Below are 23,016 nucleotides of genomic sequence, written 5' to 3' on the forward strand. Positions count from 1 at the left end.
ATTGCTTATTGTGATAATACATTAATTCGTACGTACATTCAATCAATTTCCATCAACATAAACGTACAAGTTCATGATTCAGCATAAAAAGAAGACACTTCCATGGAAATGTCTTCTTAGTGTGATTTTTTTCTTTTAATCGGTGCTGGCTTCGTATCAGCCGGGATCAATGACCTATACGTTTCTCCGCCAAGATTAGCCTCGTGTTCCGCTTTTATTCCTTCGAGCATCTCGGGCTTATCCAATAATTCCATGGCGGCTGCAGCCAGTACTTTGCTGGTGAACAGCATGCCTTTATGAGCAATCGATGATTTTCCTTGGGTGACAAGCTGCCAGCTATGGAATGGCGTAGCAAATGCGCAGGTTGTGACATAGATTTGCCCAACAGGGACAAGCCAGCTGACATCGCCGACGTCTGTGGATCCTTTAAAGAAGCCTGGTTCTGCCGGGAAATCCAGAACACCTTGCGCAATAACCTTATTATCATTTTTCTCTATCATTGCTTTTTCTTCTGTACTGAATGTTTGCTGCACCTCTTTGGCAAACGTGTATTCCTCTTCCGTATAGCTGGGTGCTTCGGTCGCTTCCAGATGCTTTTGTATCAGCTTTCCTAATGTCGCATTCGGGATCAAGTCAGCTGACGAAGCATCGAATTGGATCTTCAATTCGGTACCTGTCATCAGGGCTGCCCCTTTGGCAATATCTTTCACCCGCTCCAGGATCGCTTCGACCTGACTGATTTTCGGGGCACGGATCTTATAAAGAACCTCTGCATTCGGCTGGACGACATTCGGGCTCATACCGCCAGCGTCAGTTATCGCATAATGCAGCTGCCCCTCCGGGATGATATGCTCCCGCAGGAAATTAGCTCCGATGTTCATCAGCTCGACCGCATCCAGTGCGCTTCTGCCGAGGTGCGGGCTGAAGGCGGCATGACTGCTTGTACCAGCAAAACGGAAATACACCTGACATGTCGCAAGCATCCTTGCATGGTAGACCCGGTTTTCGTCCCAAGGATGCCATGTCAGCGCTATATCCACATCGTCAAACAGGCCGGCTCGGGCCATGAAGGCTTTTCCGCCTCCCCCTTCTTCTGCTGGACACCCATAATACCGCACTGTTCCCTGCAACCCAGTCTCCTCCAGCAGCTCCTTCACCGCAATAGCCGCTCCCATTGCACCAGTTCCCAGCAGATTATGCCCGCAGCCATGTCCGTTTCCTCCTTCCGCAATCGGATCCTTTGCTGCGGTGCCTGCCTGCTGGCTCAAACCAGACAATGCATCGTACTCCCCCAGGAATGCAATGACCGGATATCCGCTTCCGAAGCCACCCACAAATGCCGTCCCGATGCCTCCTGCTTGCCGCTGCACCTCAAAACCTTCCGCTTCCAAAGTAACTGCCTGTATTTCAGCAGATTGAATCTCTTCGTATCTCGTTTCCGCAAAGTCCCATATACGGTCACTGACAGAAATCAGTTTGCTGCTTTTACCTTCCAGGATTTCCGATATTCTTTCGTAGACATTCTGGCTTGTTTGCAAATTAGTTTCCTCCCGATAGTAGAGTTCACTCTTATTATAGCATTAATGGTCTGAAAATTACGAATACGGTATCAATACGAAAGGGCTCAGACTGATGCCTGAGCCTAACTCAATTTATTGATGGGGGCTCTGCTGCTTCATCGCTTTACTTTGAAACAGGAAGCAGTTCACTACACAACGCCAAAAACTCACTTGCCATTATCTTGATTGTTTCACTCGATAGCATCTGATCCTCCGCATGTGCAAGAAGGAGCGAAAATGGCAGCAGTTCTCCTGTAGCTTCTCTCTGGATAAAGGAAACATGCACTTTATGAATCTGGTTATATGCTTTATCTCCTGATGCCATTGCAGATTTCGCTCCCTCGAAATCTCTTTCCCTTGCCAAGCGCATGGCCTCTACGTAATGACTTCGAGCGTCTCCAGCATGCGCTATGATCTGGAAAGCTGCCTGCTGCATTTCTTCTAACGTCTCTTTCACCGGAGCACCTCCCTATTGTCGCTGACTTGCCAGCTGCAGCGCTTTTTCCAATAATTTTTCCCCATCAGCGGTGCCATACAGCCTTACATCCATTACATCGACAGGGATTCCATATGGCTTTGCCCGCTTTTCTGTTGCTCGCTTTGCAAATCGAACCTGAGGACCTAGCATGATGACAACCACTTCTTCATGATGAGCTAGTAATTCTTCCTCTATTGCTCCTTCCGGTATGGCATAAATATAGTATTCGTCTTCTAATGCTTCCGCCGCTTTTTTCATTTTGGACACAACCATCGATGTTGACATACCTGCTGAGCAAGCCAATAGAATTCGCTTCATGCTATTTCCTCCTATTATTTGTATTCCTCTTCTATAATGTTCAACGACCTCGACTGAATGACTTGCTGATACCAGTATGCTGATTTCTTAAGCCTGCGCTGTCGATTTTTCTCCAAATCTATCTCGACCAAGCCATATCTGTTTTTAAACGCATTCATCGGAGATACATTGTCTGTAAATGCCCAAAGCATATATCCATGGCAATTCGATCCGTCCTTGGTGACACGAAGCGCCTCTTCCAGATGGTCACGAATGAATGCAATTCGGTAGTCATCCTCTATTCTGCCGTCGTATCCTCGAAAGCGCTGCTCATTTTCTACTCCCATCCCGTTTTCAGCAATAAACCACGGGACGTTTCCATATTCTTCTTTGATTCGTATCCCCATATCGTAAATAATAGACGGATAAATCTCCCATCCTCGGTAAGGGTTCATTTCGCGTCCCGGCAAAACGAACTTGTCATAATAATAGGACGGGTGGAAGGGTGTTTCCTCACGCCACTGATATGCCGGTGTCTTCACCCGATGGGGGTAATACAAATTCAACCCGACTATGTCCACCGTATGCTGCTTGATCACAGCTAAGTCCGCGTCTTCTGCTTCAAACATGATATTATGCTTCTTCAGCAGCTGCACTAATTCCTCCGGATATGTTCCTTTCAAACTAGGATCCAAGAATACACGATTATAAAAAAGATCATAGATTTCTGCCGCTTGCTTATCATGTGATGCCGAACTTCTCGGATAGGTTACTTCTGGATTCAGGATGATTCCGATTCTGCTGTCATCCCGTTCATTGATTGGCAAAGAACGAAATAATGCAACGACTTTTGCTGAAGCTAAAGCCTTGTGATAATTCCACTGCATCCACTTCTTGGTGTTTTGTTCATAAGGGTAGCGAATGGCATCCAAGTAAACCCGTGTTTGAGGGACGATCGGCTCGTTGAAGGTGAACCACAAATCCACCTTCCCTCCAAATCGTTCCAGTGCACGCTGTGCGTACAGGACAAACAGGTTCACCACTTCATAGGAACTCCATCCGTCATATTTATCCAATAAGTAAGCCGGGACTTCATAATGCTCCAGGCAGATCATTGGTTTGATTCCTTGGTTCCGTAGCTCGTCAATCATGCTTTCCACATAAGCCGCATACCTTTCATCAACTATCCCTTCCTCATAATCGACAAGAAACCGGGACCAATTGATGGAAGTACGATAATGTGTCAGTCCGATTTCCTTCATATACCCGATATCTTCCCGATAACGATTATAAAAATCCGTCGCTACAGCAGGGCCATAGCCATTATGCCAAACATGCCGGTTTTGTTTGTACCATACATCCAAGTAGCTATCCTGGCCTTCTTTCTTTCCGCTCCATCCCTCCGTCTGCCAGGCTGATGCTGCTGCACCCAATATAAAGTGGTCTGGTATTTGCATCTGCTGTGTCATCCAATTACCTCTCCTTTTCATACTGTAAGCTGTCTGATAGATGTTCGTATAACTTACTACACTACCTTCGTACCAGTTTCATCCGTGGAACCTTCGTCTAATCTTCGTGTACGGTTGGCAATGAAAATGAAAGGCAAGTAAATCAGAATGGCAGCGGCAATACATATCAATTGTGTGATGACAGCTCCCCAGCTTCCTCCTGTGGACAACCATGCATTGATAATAGGCGGTGTTGTCCATGGAACCATGACAACAGCCTTGTCTGCAAATCCGATAACAGTTGCGATATATCCAATCGTTCCCGTGATAAGCGGCGTGATGATGAATGGAATTGCTAAAATCGGATTCAGCATGACCGGTACACCAAAAATGACCGGTTCATTGATATTGAATACACCTGGTCCTGCTGATAGCTTTGCGATGCTGCGCATCTCCTGCTTTTTCCCCGCAATGAATATCGCTGCCAAAAGCCCGATTGTGACACCGGATCCTCCGATGTTCATGTACACATCCCAAAAAGGCATCGTGATAATATTCGGAATCTCTTCACCAGCTGCGTACGCGTTCATATTGACGGTGATTGACCCTAGTAAAAGCGGCTCGCGGATAGGCTTGATCATCTGGTTTCCATGGATACCGATGACCCAGAAAAATTGAGCAACGAACATTAAAAGTAAGATACCCGGCAAACCTTGAATGGCCGATTCCAGAGGACGCTGAATCACATTATACACCGCTTCATGTAAATATATTCCAGTTGTACGATGGAATGCGAACCCGAAGCTGGCAATGATCGTCACCGTGATGATCGATGGAAATAAAGAAGCAAATGATGTCGTTACATTCGAAGGAACACTTTCCGGCATTTTTATAGTAAGTTTATCCATTTTAGAAAACCACGTGAACAACTCTACTGATACGAGTGCGATGATCATTCCAAGGAATAGACTTTTCGGGTCCGAAAACTCCCTTGCCAATACATTGGCCACTTCCTGCAAGGAACCATCCACCTCCAGGAATACCGTGGTCGGGATAACAGAGATATACGATATCAAGGCCATCAAACCCGGGAACAGCGACTTGAGCCCGTTGATACGGCCAAGTTCAATCCCGATCAGCACCACTGCTGCAATGGTGATGAAGTTCAATGTCGCATAATTTATCGCGCTCATGATCCCCTGCAGCTCAGCTAGGAATGAAAACATACCGAATGCTGCCAAACCTGTTTCCGGGTCCAGGATCATATTCTCGACCAGGACTGCAAATGCTCCTACGATGATGACCGGCATCAAGGTTACGAATGATTGCTTAATTGCCTTGATATGTTTCTGATTGGATATGGTATAAGCTACACTTTCCAAGGCACCTGTGAATTTATCCATTTTCTTGCCCATCTGACTCTCCCCCTTCGCTTATACCAGAGTCTATTATAAAAGCGCTTACATTTACATACATTGTTTTTCCTCTTTCATAGGAAAAAGGCTGTACAATCAGTTTAACAGGGGGAAGCAGGCCTCTAAATCCTGCGCTTGAATAAGCTCTTTCACTTTTTGTCTATCCTCGATAAAAGCAACCATACTTTCGTAAAGCTCCTGCAAATCACCATTATATTGTTTTGGTATACAAAAAAGGAATATGACCTGCACAGCATTTCCTCCCCAATCAATGGGCTGCTGTAATGTACAGCAAAGCACAACTGGTTCGTCCATGACTGGATAAATAGGGTGCGGCACTGCAACATGGTTTTCCTGAAATGTCGGGGCCATTTCTTCCCTTTCCTTTATGAGTGCCAGAAGGTTGGCTGGGACATCAAAGCGCTTCTCCATTTGCTCAACCAGGAACTGCAATACATCATCCCTATTGGTGCAGGATAGCTGTAAAAAGATATGATCTGGCGGGATATAGGCTGACAATGTCTGCTTTCTATCGGCGATTATCTGTTCAATCTGACCTACATCAGACTCCCGGAGCAGTGTATGGACATTAACAACAGGTGCAGACAGGGAACCTGGCAGAGGCACTGTAGAGACAATGAGATCAATATCTTCAAGTGACCGTGTTTGCAATTCTGCAGCACTGCATATCCCTGCAATATCCATTCTGCCATTAAATCGCGCTTGCAGTTTATAATACAACAGCTGCGAACTGGCTATCCCCGTCGCACATACAACCAAAGCCTGCTTCTTCACTCGCTGACTTTCCTGCCTTTCCATCGCAGCTCCTACATGTAAGGCCAAGTAGCCTAATTCATCCTCATTGATTGCCGCATCCGTCAGTTCCTGCAGCTTTTTCCCCATCAATACGCTGGCATCGAATGCTTTTGGATATGATTGCTTAATCTCAGAAAGCATCGGGTTCCGAATCGTTAGTCCATATTTGAAGCGATTTAATGCTGGCCTTAGATGCAGGGCAAGGCCACTGAGAAGCTTTTTATCTGCAGAGAGGGAAAGCTGCATATGCTCGTCTGCTACACGAAGCAGTGCTGCTGAAATCTCTATGATATTGGGATCCACTATCTTTTCAAAGTCCTTCATGCCATTTTCTTCATAGGAAACTGATTTAGCTCCCAGTAAATGCATAGTCATGTACACAATTTCATCTTGAGGAAGTTTTACTCCCAATATATTTTCCAAGCTTTTTGCTAGCTTTTCAGCAACTTGATATTCCTTCAGTCGGGAAAGATTTTCTTTATCTGATGGTGATATATCCGCTACCAAACCTGCATCCATCCGTTCACTGGCAATCCAAATATGGATGACAAGATTTTCGATGCCGATCTCCGTTACCAACGCACCTTCTTCCTCGAGCACTGAAACGACCAATTGCCGCAGCTGTTGATACAATTGCCCCTTCAGCCCCGGTACAATTGAATCTGCTTCAAGATAGGAACGATACACATTTCGCAGCTGTCTCTCAGATCCAATAATACGAATCCCATATCTTGGCTTGGTGATAACCTTAAGCCCCCTGGATTCCAATTCTTTTTTAAGCACTCTCAGATCGTTTTTAATAGTGGATTCGCTGACATATAATGTATCTGCAGCATCCACCAATTTCAGGAAAGTTTTTCTTTTTAAAAGCAAGAGTGCTAATTTTGACAAACGATCTGATTGATCCTCCAGCTCTAATGCCTGCATTTTCATCCTTTTATATGCCTCTGGATCTTCCACAGTCAGCTTATAGCCCTTACCTCTTTTCGAATCGATGGACGCTCCGAAAGCTGGTAACGTACTGGTAAGCACACGTATATCAGCCCTTACTGTCCTCGCTGTAACGCCTAGCATGCCTGCAATCCGTTTACCGGTATTTCTGTCGCCATGCTCGAGCAACTCAAGAATTTCAATCTGTCTTTTTGACAGCAAATTCTATCACCTCTTTCAATGGACATTATTATCCAGCTCAGACTTTCTGTCAGATAGTTTACTATTAATGATTGCTAATAACATCAGCAACACGGCTTGCTTCCCGATCCGTGTATCGGTGACTAATTTTTCATTATGGCACCTGCTTATATTGATTTTTAGACTTCCCGGCTAAGAAACATGATCCTTTCGATTTCCTGGAATCCGTTTCGTTTATAAAAGGTCTCGGCAGGTAACCCCCGGTCTGTCAGCAAGGTTATCGTCTTGGTGTCGGTTGTCTGAAGCAGATAGTCCAATAATGCCTTCCCGATGCCTTTATCCTGCTGATCAGCCCGTACACACATCTCGTTGATAAAGAATTCATCACCAGACCACCACTTCCTTTTCGCTCCAAAGATAAAGCCGATGACTTCCTTCCCTTCAATAGCCACAATACCCGTAAAGCCTGGCGTTTGATAAAAATCCATCAAATAAGCACTTGCAGTTTCCGCTGTCCAGGCTTCATTCCACGGGGCTTCCTTAAAGACCATGGCAAATGTATCGCTGCATGATTCCAAATCCTCTTCCTTACAAATGCGTATCTCCATGATATCCCTCCTCATAGCTTCTTCGTCTTCATCATGGAAGCTGTCTCATATCCCAGCCGTTTGTATAAATGCTGCGCAGCTTCATTAGCCGCAAATACGTTCAATGCCAGATTGCCGATGCCTTCATGCTTTGCCGCCTCTTCCATATGTGTCAGTGCTGCACTGGCGTAGCCCATTTTACGGAATGCTTCCTCTATGTAGATATGGTAAATGAATATCCTGTCCCTTTCCTTTTGGGTGTTATACCAGATAACACCGACATTCGCTTCCTTTTCGGCACAGAAAATATACCCAATATATTGATCCTTCTTTCTATTTTCTTCCGCTAATAAAGTATGCAGCTGCGTTTTTGCATCATGAAGAGCTGCTTCTTTCGGAACACCCGTATTGCTGGATACATTTTCAGCATAGCTGGGAATCATGAATTCCATATAACGCTGCACTTGTTCCGTATTCATCTCTTTGAACATGATCGACATGTAGGTTCTCCTCATTTTTACAATTTTTTCTTTTCATATTACAGGAATGGGCTGCAGAAGAGAACCTGTACCCTGCTTTAAAAATGGCCATTCCCGCTTAGAAATGACCTGAAGAATGATATAAAACCTATTATTCTGCCGAAAACAAATGTTTCAAATACCCTTCCCGATTTTGCAGAAACCCTTTCGTGATCTGATAATGCTCCGTCTCTTCATAGTCAATCGATTGTATACCTTCCTCACTGAAATGAAGGATTTCCGCTCCAGGATAGCCGAGCAGGATTGGTGAATGTGTCGCAATGATGAATTGCACTTCCCCTGATTTCTCCAGGTCATGGATGATGCGCAGAAATGTCAGCTGCCGCTGCGGAGACAATGCTGCCTCCGGCTCATCAAGCAAATATATGGCTTTGCCGCCGAAACGATTTTGAAATAAGGAAAGAAACGCTTCACCATGGGATTGATGGTGCAGCGACTTGCCTCCATAGGCATCCCAAGACCCTATCTCATCAATATGAGAAGCAAAATGATAGAATGATTCAGCCCGCAAAAAGAAGCCATTCGTGACCTTCGGCAGCCAGGACAGTCGGATATCATCCGCCAGGGCCGCTTCGGAAGCGTCCACTTCATATATATTATTCCGTCCTCCCCCAGCAGTATTGAATCCGCATATATCGGCTATCGCCTCCATCAATGTCGATTTCCCGCTCCCATTCTCCCCGACGAAGAAAGTCACGGGCTTTGCCAATTCCAGTTCATCGAGCTGCTGGATCGCCGGTATGGAATAAGGATAGGCATGCGGGTGGTGTTTGCCGTCACGCAACAGCTTCACTCTTTTTAAAAACAAAGTACACAGCTCCTTTGTCCAGTATCTTTTTATCTGGTAAAACAAACAAAATGAATAAGCAAGAAGCACATGCAGTATATCATTAATGCGAAGTCATTAATCTCCGTGCATCCCCAATAATTTCTTATCTGATTACTATGATAGGATAATTCTACATCTTCTTATTCTAAGGCGTACATAGCCGATTGCACATCGCCCAGACATCTTTCAAAACCTTACGACTAACGATATTCCACTTTTTTCTTCATTCTCCTGCGTCTCTCGGATCACCTGCTTCGCGCCGTAACTTGCCTAAGATGAATCCAGGCAATGATGGCGGACATATAATCGGGATATTCACATTAAATGAAATAAGGCTGCTGCGCCCCGAATGAATCCGGCAGCACGGCAGCCTTCACTGTCCCTTGAATTGGACAAGCTTCACATAATCCGCAGAAACTCGTCAAATATCCGTCACCTGGTTCTCTTATGAATATACAGTCGGAGTTGGATATTCCCCTGTCAGCACCCAGTTCCCTATGTTTTTCCGTTTATATTCGATGGGATTGTGAAGGGAATGGGTACGGACATTCCGCCAAAAGCGGTCAAAGTTATTTTTTCTCGTAGCGGAACGTGCTCCCATCACCTGAAAAATACCGCTTGTGACATCCAGGGCGACTTTGGTCCCAAAAGCATTTGCCGCTCCCGTCAAAAGGGCAGTTTCCCCTCGTTCCTCTTCCGTGAGGGAACGATCTTGCGCCCAAGCTTCATCCACCTTTCTCCCTGCTTTTTCCACCAATTGAACTGCTGCTTGAATATCAATCCAAAAATCCCCGTAACTGCGTTGGATGAATGGATCATCAATTGCTTTTTCATAGTCTGTCAGATACCAAGGCCGTGATTTATTAATCGTATATTCCTTCGCTTCCTCCAATGCTCCCTCCGCTGAACCCACGAAAACATTCGCTAAAACGATTTGCGATAAAATGGCATCGAAAGTAGCTAAAGGTGTTCCCTTGGATTCTGTGAAATCAATAACTTCATCAGCTTCCACGACAACATTTTCAAATGTTACCGATCCGCTATCCGTTTGCCTTTGTCCCATTCCATCCCAATCATCATTGATCGTGATGCCTGTCCTTGAAGTCGGGATGATCCCAAGATATAAGGTTGTTTTTTCAGCATCATCGTACCATGTGATGGCTAGACGGTCAGAGTCCCTGGCCCCTGTGCTGAATGTGTTATGCCCATTCACCATATATTTGTCTCCCTGTCTTTTTCCGATCAGGCTCGGTTCAATCGGATTGGATGAGTTTCCCCAGAACCAGTTGTTTTTTGCTGATTGCGTATAGAAATGCTCTTTCTGTTTCGCATTACCCGCGATATGCGGCAAAACCGTTTGAAAGGCATGGTAGCCATATAGATGGCCAAGCGCTGCATCCGCTTTCGCTAATTCCCGGACAATTCGAAGGACAAGTGACCAAGGCTGCCCATTACCGCCATATTCTTTCGGAATATGGATATTCAATAGTCCGCTTTCCCGTAAAGCATCCCGCTGATTCTTGGCTGTGCCCCCAGCTTTATCACGCTCTGCTGCGTCCTTTGCAAACTCTTGGGCAAGCAATGCTGCCGTTTCCAAATATCTTGCTGATTCATTCACAGTGATTGTTTCCATTTCCATCTCCCTCTCCATCCAAATTTATTCACTGCATGAAAAAAACCTCTTCTAAAATAAGAAGAGGTTAAAAAACCGATCCATGATACTCCCCTTATCTCTCAAGCATACGCTTGCTGGATTTGGCACAGTGCTTTAAAAAGTCTGCTGCCGAGGCATCACAGGGCCAGTCCCTCCACCTCTCTTGATAAGTTTATTAATTTGTTACTTGAAATATAAATTATGCAAATACCAAAGTCAATACATTCAGAAAATTTTAATTCATTTTCGTGATATGAACTCCTCCTTCCTTTATGACAAAGCTTTATTGCTCCCTGCTTATAACTAGGTCTAAAATCCATCGGTCCGATGCATTATTGATTGTTGTCCATTTGGTCCTAAATGCATATGCAGACCTGTGTCATAGCGGAAAAATCCTTGCAAATAAAATAAATATCCACATAGAATACTAAAGTGCATGCAAAACCTGTTTATCAAAAACCGATTGAGGAAATGGATAAGTAGGCAGCTTTTGCTCCAATAGTCACATGACAATCCCTTCCAATTGCGTTACTATAATATTCGTGCACAGAAAAAGACCGATCGGTGCTGCCAACACCAATCGGTCCGTCCAGTAATAGCATGATTCCCCTAGGGGATCTGCGCGAAAAGAGGTAAACGAACCACCCTTCTCGAGCTGCCAACTCAAGGGTGGTTATTTTTTCTGGTTCTTATCTGACAAGATCGCAACAATCAACGTTCCAAAGCCGATCATCAACGTCAACGCCTCTGCCACCGTCATCCGCTACACCACCCTCCATAAAGGAAAGAGTAATGCGCAAACCACCCTTGAGTCACCTATGCTATTGTCCTACCATTATATCAAAGGTTCAAAAAAGCCCATATATAACGAAAGTCCATTTTTTACCAAGGACGGCGTTACTATAGTACCTGCCAAAATGTCATCCGAACAAAGAAAAAGACCGCACGTATCTCCCCCCCGTATCTCGAACCATAAGTCGGCCCCATTGAATGAACTTTTGACGAATTGAACCCAATAATGATCATGACTGCACTTTTGAAAATAAACAGCTTTTTTCATTCCCATTTATAAAATGAAACTTTTATACAGTCTGTTTCTTATATTAGTAAATTGATAAAAAGGAGCGAGGAGTTCATGATCATTTATGCATTGCTGGCTGTCGTTTTGGTTATCGGGTTCCTAGTTGGATTTAATCATGCAGAGTTCAAAAAAGCAGAAAAGGCTTTTCCCCCGCAAGGCAAATTCGTAACAGTGGACGGCCATACACTTCATTACATATCAGCAGGTACGGGGCAGCCTGTTGTGTTCCTTCATGGAGGCATGCTTTCGAGCAGGGATTTCGCAGCTGCTGTTCAATTGGCGGCTGCGCAGGGCTTCCATGCAATTGCTTTCGACAGACCGGGCTATGGTTACAGCAGCAGATCGACTGCCGGCAAAACGACTCCGGACTCCCAGGCCGTACTTCTCCATCATGCATTAAAGAAAATCGGTGTGGAGCAGCCAATCATTTTAGTCGGACATTCCTGGAGCGGGACCATGACACTTTCCTATGCACTGCAATTTCCATCCCTGGCTGCCGGACTGATCATCGCAGGAGGTGCCATGTATAAGGAGGGCTATCCTGCAGAACATGGCGATATACTATCCAAAATTGTCACCACCCCCGTGCTGGGAAGCACCCTGCTTCGTACCCTCTTGAAAACGCCTTTAGCAAAAAGAATGGCAAATACTATGGTCAAGCAGACCTTCGCTCCCGAATCAGTCCCCGCCGGCTACACCGAAGCCACCTATGCATTGGGATTCCGTCCGCGGCACTTCCGAGCGAATCGGGAAGATGTCCTCGCTTTTCCCGGAGCATCGAAAAAACTCAGTGGACGGTATAAGGAAATAACGGTACCTGTTGTAATCATCGTCGGGGAACAGGACCCTTTCGGTACGATTGTACAGGCGGAGAGACTAAAGAAAGACATCCCTCATTCTTTATTGAAGCGTATCCCGGATATAGGCCATATGATTCCGGAGCTTCATCCAGAAGTCATAGTCGAAAGTATAAGGAGCCTGCCTGATGATTCCCTACCAAAAATGTCCTTCTAGAAACATCCGAACTTAAGCTCCATCCTTTATATAGGATCGTTTTCTTTTTGGGTGTTCCCCCATTTTGCCGTATTTCAGGCAAACCAGTATAATTTAAGCAGGAACTCCTATAATCGAGGTGGTCATCATGAACTTTAATCCAGTTACCAACAAACGTCTATACATACAAATTTACGAACAGATCGTCGAGCAAATGAAATCAGGTGCTTTCAAGATCGGCGACAAGCTTCCGTCGGAGCGGGAGCTTTGCGAACAATTCGGGGTCAGCCGGGCACCGGTCCGTCAGGCATTGAGCGCGCTTGAAATGAACGGGTTCACCTTCTCCAGACAAGGGGAAGGGGTCTACATCAAGTCATTGCCGGCCGATGAAGTGCTGTCGCCTGCCTTCCTTAAAAATGTCTCTCCTGAGGATATTGTAGAAGCTCGGATGAATATTGAACCGCTCATCGTACGATTTGCTGCCTTGCGTGCGACAAAGGAAGATTTGGCAGAGCTGAATGAAACAATCCAGCAAATGGAACAGGAAACGAATGAAGGGGTATATGTACCGGAAACGGATGAGAAGCTGCATAACGGTATCGCGAAGGCATCCCATAATGATTTGTTCATTCAATTCATGGCCACGATCAGCAATGCGATGAAGCAGCAGCAGATGTGGACCTTCATCAGGGATCGGACAGTGACAAGACCTGACTTTCGCAGCGTGAACTTCCATGAGCATAAGAATTTGATCGAAGCGATCGAAGATCATGACGAGGAAAAAGCAGAGTCCTTGATGAAGCTGCACATGGATAATCTATATGAACGCTATTGGAAAGCATAAAAGGAGTCAGCATCTGCTGACTCCTTTTATGCTTCATTCAGCTGCAGTACCATCTTCCCGGCATTCCGGGCATACTCCATACAATACACGGCCGCCTTCCGGACTGACTGTGACATCGATCACATCTTCGCAATCCTGACAAATAATCGTTTGCTTCGAATTCAATTTCTCTTCCATTTTCTTCGCCTCCGATTGATTTTTTGGCCATGCCGCCATCAGCTTGATTTACCCAACTTCTTTTCTGCCATCCGGGACACTGCTTTTCCGGACTGCTTTACTAGGAATATTATGATGATGGAGCTCAGAATCATGCTAATACCAAGAAAAACCATACTCATCGTGAAGGAGCCCGTCGCATCACGGATATACCCAACAGCATACGGTCCAAAGAATCCACCAAGGTTCCCGATGCTATTGATCAAGGCAATCGCGCCTGCAGCTGCAGATTCTGTCAGGAAGGAAGGCGGGATCGCCCAAAACGGTGAATAAGCTCCAAAGGCTCCGCACAATGCGATTGTCAGCAACACAAAGGACAGGATGATGTTACTTTCAGCAACGTAACTGCTCGCGATCATCGCTACGGCGCTAGTCGTCAAGCAAGCTGCCACATGCCAGCGTCTTTCGTTCTTTTTATCCGAATGATTCCCTACCAGGATCATTGCGACCATCGCAATGGCATACATCAAGCCGAGCAGCCAGCCCAGACCCTGTGTACTCATGGACAATGACTCAGCCATTGTTTCCGTTACGGTCGGCAGGAACATATTGATGCCATAGTAGCCAAACATCCAGCAGAAGTAGCCCGCTGATAAAATCAGGACATCACGATCTTTAAGTGCCTGCGCGAACGTATAGTGCTTTACCTGCTGCTTTGCCTCCTTTTCTTTTTGTGTAACATGAAGCAGCCAGTTCTTCTCTTCCTCGGTTAGCCATTTCACGTCCTCCAGACGATCATCCAGATAGAAGAAACAGATGATACCGAGGATCATAGCTGGAACCGCTTCCAAAATAAACAACCACTGCCAGCCTGAAAGATTAAACCATTCGATCTGCATCAGGAACGTCGATAATGGCGCCCCGACCGCATTGGCTCCGGGAATGGCCAGCATGAATGCTGCAATGGCCTTCGCATGGTGCTTTGACTGGAAGAAACCGCTCAAATAATAGACCATGCATGGATAGAAGCTTGCTTCGGCTACCCCCAATAGGAACCGAGCCGTATAGAATTGCCATGGTTCCGTCACGAATGCCATCAGGATCGCGATGATCGCCCACGAAACCATGATTCGGCTGATCCAGCGCCGGGCCCCGATCCTGGTCATGATGGCACTTCCAGGTACCTCCAGCAAGAAGTAACCTAAGAAGAATATACCCGCTCCGAGACCAAATACAGCATTGGAAAAGCCAAGATCTTCATTCATCTGTAAAGCGGCAAAACTGATATTCACACGATCCAGGATCGAGATGAAGAAACAAAGAAACAGAAATGGTATCAGACGTAATGTCACTTTCCGGGTGGTGGATTTCTCCAGCATGTGCTGCTCCAAGATCATTCCTCCATTCATTCAGATGACGGGCGGGCAAGCATCCCGCCCTCGTTGCTTAGTCCATATGCGAGCCACCGTTGATATCGATTTCTTCCCCGGTTATATACGAGGATTCTTCCGAGGCGAGGAATGCGACAGCAGAGGCGATTTCTTTCGTCTCCCCCGGTCTGCCCAGCGGGATACCAGAAATGACCTGGAGTGCATCTTCCTGCGGGAGCGACTTCCAAATATCCGTATTCACCAATCCCGGCGCAACACAATTGACGGTAATGCCATCCAAACCTACTTCCCGTGCCAAGTTTTTGGAGAAGCCAAGCACTGCCGCTTTGGATGCGGAATAATGCGCTCCGCCGAATACACCCCCGCCTCGTTTGGCAGACACGGAAGAAAGGCTGATGATGCGTCCGTATTTTTGCTTACGCATTGGCTCCAATACCGCTTGTGTGCATAAGAACAAGCCAAACATATTGACGTTGAATATTTTGGTGATATCGGTCAGCGTCATTTCTTCCACTGTCACCTTCTGGGAAATCCCGGCATTGTTGACGAGAATATCAATCCGGCCGAAGTCTTCAAGCGTTTTTTCCACCATGGCATCGACTGAAGCTTTATCCGTCACATTGACTTCCACTCCAAGTGCTGTTCCGCCAGCTTCTGTGACGACAGCCACCGTCTCCTCGATGCCTTCTTTATTCAAGTCGGCGATGACCACCTTTGCCCCTTGCTTGGCAAGTGTCAATGCGATAGTCCTGCCGATTCCTTTTGCAGATCCACTGCCTGTAACGATTGCGACTCTTTCATCTAATTTGAACATGTTCTCCCGACCCCTATGCTATTAATTTGTCAATAATTCAGTTGCTGTTGCAACAATGTTTTCGACCGTGATGCCATTGATTTCAAGGAGCTTCCCGTATGGTGCGGATTCACCGAATCTATCCTGCACACCGATTCGCGCAAGACGCCCTTTCCCTTCTTCGGCAATGACTTCCGCCACTGCACTTCCCAGACCATTGAGGATATTATGATCTTCCACTGTAATGATTTTTCCGACGCCGATGCATTCCTTCACAGCTTCCGTGTCAAGCGGCTTGATTGTATGCATGTCGAGTAATTTGACCGATACACCCTTCTCTTCCAGCTGCTCTGCAGCACTCATCGCTATATGAACGGTATCACCATTGGCGATGATGGCAATATCATCTCCATCACGCAGCTGCTTTGCTTTACCGATTTCGAATGTTTCGTTTTCGTCATAAATCATCGGGACTGCATCACGTGTAAACCGCAAGTAAACCGGACCATACATCGCAGCTGCTTCGGCAATCAATTTGCGGGTGGAATGGTAATCCGCTCCCATGATCACCGTCATATTCGGGAAGGAACGCATCACCCCCATATCCTCGATCGCTTGGTGGCTGCCGCCATCATTACCAGGTGTCAAACCGCCATGGGAGCAGGCTATTTTCACATTCAGGTTCGGATAACATACCTCCTGACGGATCTGCTCAGCCATACGCAGCGACCCGAATACCGCATACGTACTGATGAACGGAATCTTCCCTGTCGTTGCAAGACCAGCAGCGATACCCGCACCGTTTTGCTCGGCAATCCCGACATTGATATGCTGCATCGGGTATGCGGCAATGAAATTATCTGTCTTACAGGACTTTCCGATATCGATATCCACCACATAAATATCTTCATTCTCTTCACCCAAGCGGACAATCTCGTCTCCGAACGCTGCCCTGGTAGCCTTTTTCTCGACTGCTTTCTTGGTTGCACTCATACCGGCAAGCCTCCTTCCAGTTCCTTGATCGCCAACTCGAATTCTTCTTTATTCGGTGCTGTACCATGCCACGCAGCTTGATCCTCCATGTAGGAGACACCCTTTCCTTTTACCGTATCGCACACGATACACTTCGGCTTTCCGTTCTTATGTTTCGCAAAGGTATCCAATGTTTCCACGATCTGCTCCATGCTGTGCCCGTCGATACGTGTCGTATCAAAGCCGAATGCGTCGAATTTCTTCTCCAAATCAAGCAGCGGCATGACATCTTCACAGAAACCATCGATCTGCAGGCGGTTGTTATCAACGAAAACGATCAAGTTATCCAGCTTATATTTGACAGCGGCTTGAATCGCTTCCCAAATCTGACCTTCCTGGCATTCCCCGTCCCCGACCATGGCGAATACGCGATAATCCTTTTCATCACGCTGACCCGCAATCGCCATGCCGACAGCACAGGAGAGACCTTGCCCTAACGACCCCGTCGATATATCAATCCCCGGACATTTCTTCATATCCGGATGACCCTGGAATGGCGAGCCGTACTGGCGCAATGTGTATACGCTTTCATTTGAGACAAAGCCTCGTAACGCCAAAGCCGCATACTGTATTGGTGCTACATGTCCTTTGGATAAGACAAATCGATCGCGATCCTCCCATTTTGGATTGGCCGGATCTACATTCATCTCCCTGAAATATAACGCAGCTATAACATCCGCAGCCGACAACGAACCACCTGGATGCCCCGATTGAGCTTCATACACCATCGTGACTGCTGTTTTGCGTAATTCAATCGCACGTTGTTTCAACTCTTCTACACTCGTTCGCTGCATATGCCACACTCCTATTCCTAAATGACCACCTTGTAAACTCATATACTTGTATACTTGTATTACAAGTGGTGTTGCACATATCATAACGCCATTTTTCTTTGATGTCCAGTGTAAATGTTAAATCGTTGCATTTGCCCACGTGCCCTATGTTTATGGCAAACAAAAAGGCACCCTTTTGAGGTGCCTTTCCTTCAGGGATATTTACATGCGTTTTTCTGTATCATCTTTTATTTTTGATAAACAGCTGGTTCAAGGGATATAGGGAATCTCATTGACCAACCTTTACACAGGCATACTTGCTATCCGTATTTTAGTTCTTAACTTCATTCTCACGATTTTTTATTCTCTTCCCCTTGATAAATTTCAGTGGAAGTTATCCATTTCATAAATTGCTGGTATGGATAATACGATGTCCCATTCAGTTCAATTTTAGGTGCATTGGGATGCTTGGCAAGTAAATCGGCAACCTCAGCCTTACTGAGATTCAAATATGTATGCAAATCCTTTTCCTTGATTAAAACGGGATATTCGTCTTCGAACCGAAACGAAGCTCCCGGATTTTTAAAATTCTTCAACCCATTACCGATAAAGTAGCCGAATGCTGCCAGCCCCATACCAATCCAGAAGAAATCCATTTCTACGTTCACTTACATCCCCGCTTTCTTTATTCAGGTAAATTGATAACAGTTTCTTATGCGCTCTTCAAAAAGCCAAAGAAAGTGATAACAATCAATGCAGCTGCGGAAGAGATCAGCAAAGCTATGCTGTACATTGTCATTCCCATTCCGCTAAAGCCGCCAATTATGAAACTAAGAATCAGTAAAACCATGCCTACGATCGCAAAACCGGATGGAATGATGAACATTACAGGTTTCTTATTTTTAAAGATCATTGAAATACCAATGATAATTGCACTAAAAAGAACTACCATAATCCAGAAACCCATAGTATCCACTCCATTTACAGATTGGCTGACAGTGATTATCCATCAATTGCTTATAAAAGGTATTACGAATCAGCAGCGTAGAAGTTCCTAAAATCGAGGACTGTTTAACACTTTTTCCACTGCATGAGCAAGTATCATATGATCCAAAAAAATTATGAGCGAAACCATCGAATAAATTCGAAGGAGCCCTGAGATTGCCTAGAAAATAACCATATAAAAAAGCAACCGTTCAATATAACTATTGAATGGTTGCCTAATAATTTTTCTGTCTGAATGGACATGATGATCTTTAGTGAATATCACTCTTCCTAAAGTTCCCGCCCTTGACTTCCGCTACATCATAAATCGTAACGAAAGCTCCTTCATCAATGTCCTTGATGATTTCCTTGAGCTTGCTTTCTTCCAGTCGGTTGATGACACATGTGATTTCCATGAATTTCTCATGTGTATAGCCGCCGTATGCTTCCTTGTAGGTTGCACTTCTTCCCAGCCTGTCTCGGATGGTTTCCACCATCAATTTAGGCTCGGTTGTAATGATCTTGAAGGTTTTGGAACCGCTGAGACCTTCTTCAACAATGTGGATGACCTTGGATGCGATAAAGTAGGCGATTGCTGAGAGGATGGCTCCTGTCAGACCGAATACAGTAGATACAAAGATGAAGACAAATAAATTAAGGAATAGGATCAAATCACTTGTCCCGAACGGTAACTTTCGTGCCAGCAGCACAGCCAGCATATCGATGCCGTCCACGGCTCCGCCGTTACGTAAAGCAAGACCCATACCGAAACCTAGGATGATACCTCCGACAACGGTGACAAGCAGGGTATCTCCCTCGATGATGGCCGGCATATGATGCATAAGCGCAGTCCCCACCGATAATGATGCGATTCCGATGACCGAATAAATCGCGAAGCTTTTCCCTATCTGTTTATAGCCCAACCATACAAATGGAAGATTGATTAATGCAATCAGTACTCCCAGCGGCAGTCCCGCCAATTGGGAAATGACGATACTGATACCAGTGACGCCTCCGTCCGATACATTATTAGGGATCAACACGGTTTCCAGGCCGTATGCTGCGATGAATCCCCCGAGGATGACGGCTAATCCCCGTAACAGCATGAATAACTTACTACGGTTACGTTTTCTGATTTTGCTCATACAAATACCTCATTCTAAAATTTTTAACCTTATAATTTTACCACAAGGGCTATTGCATCTGCTAATTTTCAGTATAGGTGAAGGCTATGCTCCCCATACAGGCCAAAAAGAAATGCCCGTTCCTTATTAAGGAATCTCCTGCCTGCGGCTGTTTCAATCTGTTTTTCTGTCCGGCTTCCTCCAAAGGCACTGTACCTGCTTCTAACTCAGCTCTCTGTTACGATGGCATATACAGGTTTTATTGGTTTTGCTTTTTTCCTCCTTTGAATTCCCTTTGGCTTACGAAGCTGTACAACTCGGAAGCCTAAAGAAGAAAAAAGATTTGCAATAAAAAATGACCAGGTTGCTTTTCCCTAGTCTGATGCCCTGCGGTTATATTTTTATGTTTTCAGCTCATGTGGTGGTGGGGTGCGGCTGAAGACAAATGAATCAGGATCCTACGAATGTAGGCTCAGCCATACAGTCTGTGATTATCGAGCTATTTAGTGCCACAGCGACACGTATAGAATAGCATCTCTATATCTTTAGATGGAATTATTTTTTATCAACCAATACTATATTCGAATAGATTAAAATGGAAACATTTGCAAAAAGAACAAAGTAAATTGCATTCATAGTCCACCACCATGGCAGCATAATTGGTACCAAGATTAAAATAGTTCCACAAATCAAGTTACAAGAACTTATTAAGTTTATTAATTTCTGCTTATTTCTCTGTGACATACGTTGATGATTATATCCTCTAAGCAGATGTATTTTTTTCTTTACTGCTAAGAAGAATGCTATGATGATAGTGATTATACCTATTAAAATAGAAACTACTTCAATTTGCATCATACCAATCACCTCTATTATCTTTTTATTATACTAAATTTAGTCCAATTTATTCTTGTGAGGTCTAATTTAATTCCTCAATAATAGTTTAACGGCCATTGCGAACATGAAATAAAACAATCGCTGCAACTGCTAGAGATACAGTTACTGTGTTATTTATATGAGTTAAGCGGTTAAATGAGTCAGGATCCACTATATTTTCCTCCTTTAGATTTTTATCTTTTACTTACGTAAGCTAGATGGTTCCCAAGGTAGAAAACAAATGAAAACAAGGTACTTTCCCCTGGCCTGGTTTCCAGTTATGTTTTTTTGGTTTTCAGCTCGTGGGATGCGGCTGAAGATGTAGGCTCAGCCATACAGTCCATGAGTATCGAGCCATTCCGTACTGCTGCCCGAAGAAGGTTCTACTTTATTTTTCCTTTTTATCTAAATTTCATTTTGGCAATAAAACTAGCACAGACAATTACAAATACCACATCTTCCCAAGCCGTTGCATCTTTGCCCGACTGCTCGGAATCGATTCCCGATGAGGGCGCTAAAAAAACGTTGGCAGCTGCCAGCTCTTCCAACAGGCATTTTAATCACAAAAAAATAGCAGAGAAACCTCGGTTTCTCTGCTATCTGAAGGTACTTTACTGATCCTTCATTTTCTCTTCTCTTTTCAATAGATCGCGAATTTGCGTAAGCAGTTCTTGTTCGACAGTCAATTCCTCGACTATCTCTTCCTCCTGTGACTTACGCTTCAGCTTATTCATCACTTTGACGATCATGAATAACGCTGCAGCAATCAAAAAGAAATTAATTACAGCTTGAATGAATGCACCATATGTCACTACAGCGTTCCCAACAGAGACCTTAAGTCCGCTAAAATCATGCCCGCCTGTGATGATACCAATAAGCGGCATGATAATATCATTGACAAGGGAAGTCACGATGGCACTGAACGCCGCACCGATCACTACCGCTATAGCCAAGTCCACGACGTTTCCGCGTAATGCAAATTCTTTGAATTCCTTGAGCATCTTATGTATACCTCCCTTCTGAATAGTATTCATTTTTACGTATCTATCAATCTTTTTCAAGAATAAACACTGAAAATAAGACAAAACTAGCTTAAAGTCCCGTTATATAATTCCTATGGACAGATGCTGGGTGCATAATTCCCTGGTACTCCCTATAACTCTTGGAGCAATCATTATGGTTGGGCATAAAACGAATCAAAGGAAGAAAGATATTAATCTTCACATAGAGATCAAGATTTTCATCCATGATTTCTGTAAATAATCACCTTCACAAATTAAGACGCCCCAAGCAATCGCAGCAAACCGACAAGGAATAATCCGCCAATTGACAGCACCGTATTATTCAAAGCATGAATCAGAAGTACATGCCATATATTGCGCGTCCATAAATAGATAATATTCAAAAACAGACCAGCAAACATAAATGGGATTGTCCCCATGACGCTGCCAAAATTATAATAATGAACCAACCCAAAAAGAATGGAATTAAGAATCAAAATAATGATTTTCCTAAAGGCACTTCCGTGGAGTAATTTGCCGAGAAGTGTATACCTGAATACGATATCTTCTATAAGTGCTGTCAGGATAGGACCTAAAGCTAAGTAGAACAATGCAATAAACATCCCGGGACCAACCGTTGCAGGATCTATCCAAGCAGATGTATCTGCTTCCACACTACCTCCGTGGACAGGGAGAAAAGAACGAACAAAACTGATTAAAATTTGCAGGACAACAGCGCCTGCAATGACCAATAGGATGGAACGTTTCCAAGCTTGCCCAAACTTGGTCCAATGCTGCCTGAGCATCCTTCCATAAATAAAAAGAATGGCGATAAACATGAAAAGGCGCAAACTTGTATCCACCATTGCAGGCAATAGACCGCTAGTTGATAGCCTGTCCATGATCAATCCAACAATAAAAATAAGCGGGACCAGTATTAATGCAGCATAATCCCTCATCGCCCATGATTCTTTTGTGAAATCCTCAGCTGAAACTTTTGCTGTAAAACGACTCATCTCTAAACCTCCAATATAGATCATCCATTACCCTACCTTCCAACCAACCAAAAAGCAACCTGGCCTTCCGAGTCCATGACATGCGACTTCCCCCGATATAACAGCTGGTACTTCTTTCGGAATACCTGCTTGTCCTTATCCCATATCGGGCGCCGCTCGAATATTTAAAACAACCATTTCCTAATCTTTTATCAATAAC

The 23,016-nt window shown here is 44.8% G+C and carries 24 protein-coding genes and 1 riboswitch; of the genes, 2 read left to right on the forward strand and 22 right to left on the reverse strand.

The features are described from left to right. Positions 1-116 precede the first annotated feature (116 nt). The 11 genes from CHH53_RS05490 to CHH53_RS17625 form a co-directional block, all read right to left on the reverse strand. On the reverse strand, positions 117-1,538 hold the full coding sequence (locus tag CHH53_RS05490; RefSeq protein ID WP_095215116.1) for an amidohydrolase: 1,422 nt from the start codon (positions 1,536-1,538) through the stop codon (positions 117-119). Positions 1,539-1,683: 145 nt separating this feature from the next. Then, positions 1,684-2,016 carry a PTS sugar transporter subunit IIA gene (locus tag CHH53_RS05495; protein ID WP_233134870.1) on the reverse strand — a complete coding sequence of 111 codons (333 nt, stop codon included), beginning with the start codon at positions 2,014-2,016 and terminating at the stop codon, positions 1,684-1,686. 12 nt (positions 2,017-2,028) lie between these two features. Further along, a complete protein-coding gene (locus tag CHH53_RS05500) occupies positions 2,029-2,355 on the reverse strand; it encodes a PTS sugar transporter subunit IIB (RefSeq protein ID WP_095215117.1) in 327 nt (108 codons plus the stop codon). Positions 2,356-2,369: 14 nt separating this feature from the next. Further along, positions 2,370-3,803 carry a glycoside hydrolase family 1 protein gene (locus CHH53_RS05505; protein WP_233134873.1) on the reverse strand — a complete coding sequence of 478 codons (1,434 nt, stop codon included), beginning with the start codon at positions 3,801-3,803 and terminating at the stop codon, positions 2,370-2,372. A gap of 56 nt (positions 3,804-3,859) precedes the next feature. Further along, entirely contained in the window at positions 3,860-5,197 is a 1,338-nt protein-coding gene (locus CHH53_RS05510; protein WP_233134874.1) for a PTS sugar transporter subunit IIC, read from the reverse strand. Positions 5,198-5,293: 96 nt separating this feature from the next. Then, entirely contained in the window at positions 5,294-7,165 is a 1,872-nt protein-coding gene (locus tag CHH53_RS05515) for a BglG family transcription antiterminator (protein WP_095215118.1), read from the reverse strand. A 158-nt stretch (positions 7,166-7,323) separates the two neighbouring features. After that, positions 7,324-7,752, reverse strand: a complete 429-nt coding sequence (locus tag CHH53_RS05520; protein ID WP_095215119.1) for a GNAT family N-acetyltransferase — start codon at positions 7,750-7,752, stop codon at positions 7,324-7,326. Between the two features lie 11 nt (positions 7,753-7,763). Beyond that, positions 7,764-8,231, reverse strand: coding sequence for a GNAT family N-acetyltransferase (locus CHH53_RS05525; RefSeq protein WP_158221492.1), 468 nt, complete (start codon positions 8,229-8,231; stop codon positions 7,764-7,766). Between the two features lie 130 nt (positions 8,232-8,361). Beyond that, on the reverse strand, positions 8,362-9,078 hold the full coding sequence (locus tag CHH53_RS05530) for an AAA family ATPase (protein WP_095215121.1): 717 nt from the start codon (positions 9,076-9,078) through the stop codon (positions 8,362-8,364). 466 nt (positions 9,079-9,544) lie between these two features. After that, positions 9,545-10,732 carry an acyl-CoA dehydrogenase family protein gene (locus CHH53_RS05535; RefSeq protein WP_095215155.1) on the reverse strand — a complete coding sequence of 396 codons (1,188 nt, stop codon included), beginning with the start codon at positions 10,730-10,732 and terminating at the stop codon, positions 9,545-9,547. Between the two features lie 91 nt (positions 10,733-10,823). Then, positions 10,824-10,926: riboswitch (SAM riboswitch) on the reverse strand. Between the two features lie 500 nt (positions 10,927-11,426). Continuing rightward, the gene (locus tag CHH53_RS17625; RefSeq protein WP_255374702.1) at positions 11,427-11,513 is read right to left on the reverse strand and encodes a putative holin-like toxin; all 87 of its coding nucleotides are present in this window, start codon (positions 11,511-11,513) and stop codon (positions 11,427-11,429) included. 375 nt (positions 11,514-11,888) lie between these two features. Here CHH53_RS17625 and CHH53_RS05540 point away from each other — a divergent pair, with 375 nt between their 5' ends. Beyond that, positions 11,889-12,848, forward strand: a complete 960-nt coding sequence (locus tag CHH53_RS05540; protein WP_095215122.1) for an alpha/beta fold hydrolase — start codon at positions 11,889-11,891, stop codon at positions 12,846-12,848. Between the two features lie 127 nt (positions 12,849-12,975). Then, a complete protein-coding gene (locus tag CHH53_RS05545) occupies positions 12,976-13,671 on the forward strand; it encodes a FadR/GntR family transcriptional regulator (RefSeq protein ID WP_095215123.1) in 696 nt (231 codons plus the stop codon). 33 nt (positions 13,672-13,704) lie between these two features. Here the strand turns inward: CHH53_RS05545 and CHH53_RS05550 are convergent, their stop codons facing one another. The 11 genes from CHH53_RS05550 to CHH53_RS05600 form a co-directional block, all read right to left on the reverse strand. After that, the gene (locus CHH53_RS05550) at positions 13,705-13,848 is read right to left on the reverse strand and encodes a GapA-binding peptide SR1P (protein ID WP_143594470.1); all 144 of its coding nucleotides are present in this window, start codon (positions 13,846-13,848) and stop codon (positions 13,705-13,707) included. 38 nt (positions 13,849-13,886) lie between these two features. Further along, positions 13,887-15,218: an MFS transporter gene (locus CHH53_RS05555; RefSeq protein ID WP_095215125.1), complete on the reverse strand. Its 1,332-nt coding sequence runs from the start codon at positions 15,216-15,218 to the stop codon at positions 13,887-13,889. Between the two features lie 55 nt (positions 15,219-15,273). Beyond that, positions 15,274-16,032, reverse strand: coding sequence for an SDR family NAD(P)-dependent oxidoreductase (locus CHH53_RS05560; RefSeq protein ID WP_095215126.1), 759 nt, complete (start codon positions 16,030-16,032; stop codon positions 15,274-15,276). Between the two features lie 21 nt (positions 16,033-16,053). Continuing rightward, complete coding sequence (locus tag CHH53_RS05565) at positions 16,054-17,004, reverse strand: transketolase family protein (protein WP_095215127.1); 951 nt, start codon at positions 17,002-17,004, stop codon at positions 16,054-16,056. Continuing rightward, a complete protein-coding gene (locus tag CHH53_RS05570) occupies positions 17,001-17,837 on the reverse strand; it encodes a transketolase (RefSeq protein WP_198946024.1) in 837 nt (278 codons plus the stop codon). The genes CHH53_RS05565 and CHH53_RS05570 overlap by 4 nt, the downstream gene beginning before the upstream one ends. Before the next feature lie 329 nt (positions 17,838-18,166). Further along, positions 18,167-18,472, reverse strand: a complete 306-nt coding sequence (locus CHH53_RS05575; RefSeq protein WP_095215129.1) for a DNA-binding protein — start codon at positions 18,470-18,472, stop codon at positions 18,167-18,169. A gap of 56 nt (positions 18,473-18,528) precedes the next feature. Then, complete coding sequence (locus tag CHH53_RS05580; protein ID WP_095215130.1) at positions 18,529-18,783, reverse strand: YesK family protein; 255 nt, start codon at positions 18,781-18,783, stop codon at positions 18,529-18,531. A 289-nt stretch (positions 18,784-19,072) separates the two neighbouring features. After that, entirely contained in the window at positions 19,073-19,945 is an 873-nt protein-coding gene (locus CHH53_RS05585; RefSeq protein ID WP_095215131.1) for a YitT family protein, read from the reverse strand. Positions 19,946-20,479: 534 nt separating this feature from the next. Next, a complete protein-coding gene (locus tag CHH53_RS05590) occupies positions 20,480-20,782 on the reverse strand; it encodes a DUF3784 domain-containing protein (protein ID WP_143594471.1) in 303 nt (100 codons plus the stop codon). 629 nt (positions 20,783-21,411) lie between these two features. Beyond that, entirely contained in the window at positions 21,412-21,801 is a 390-nt protein-coding gene (gene mscL / locus CHH53_RS05595; protein ID WP_095215133.1) for a large conductance mechanosensitive channel protein MscL, read from the reverse strand. Positions 21,802-22,076: 275 nt separating this feature from the next. Then, a complete protein-coding gene (locus tag CHH53_RS05600) occupies positions 22,077-22,817 on the reverse strand; it encodes a CPBP family intramembrane glutamic endopeptidase (protein WP_095215134.1) in 741 nt (246 codons plus the stop codon). Positions 22,818-23,016 lie beyond the last annotated feature (199 nt).

This window comes from Terribacillus sp. 7520-G, assembly GCF_002271665.1.
Lineage (GTDB): Bacteria > Bacillota > Bacilli > Bacillales > Amphibacillaceae > Terribacillus.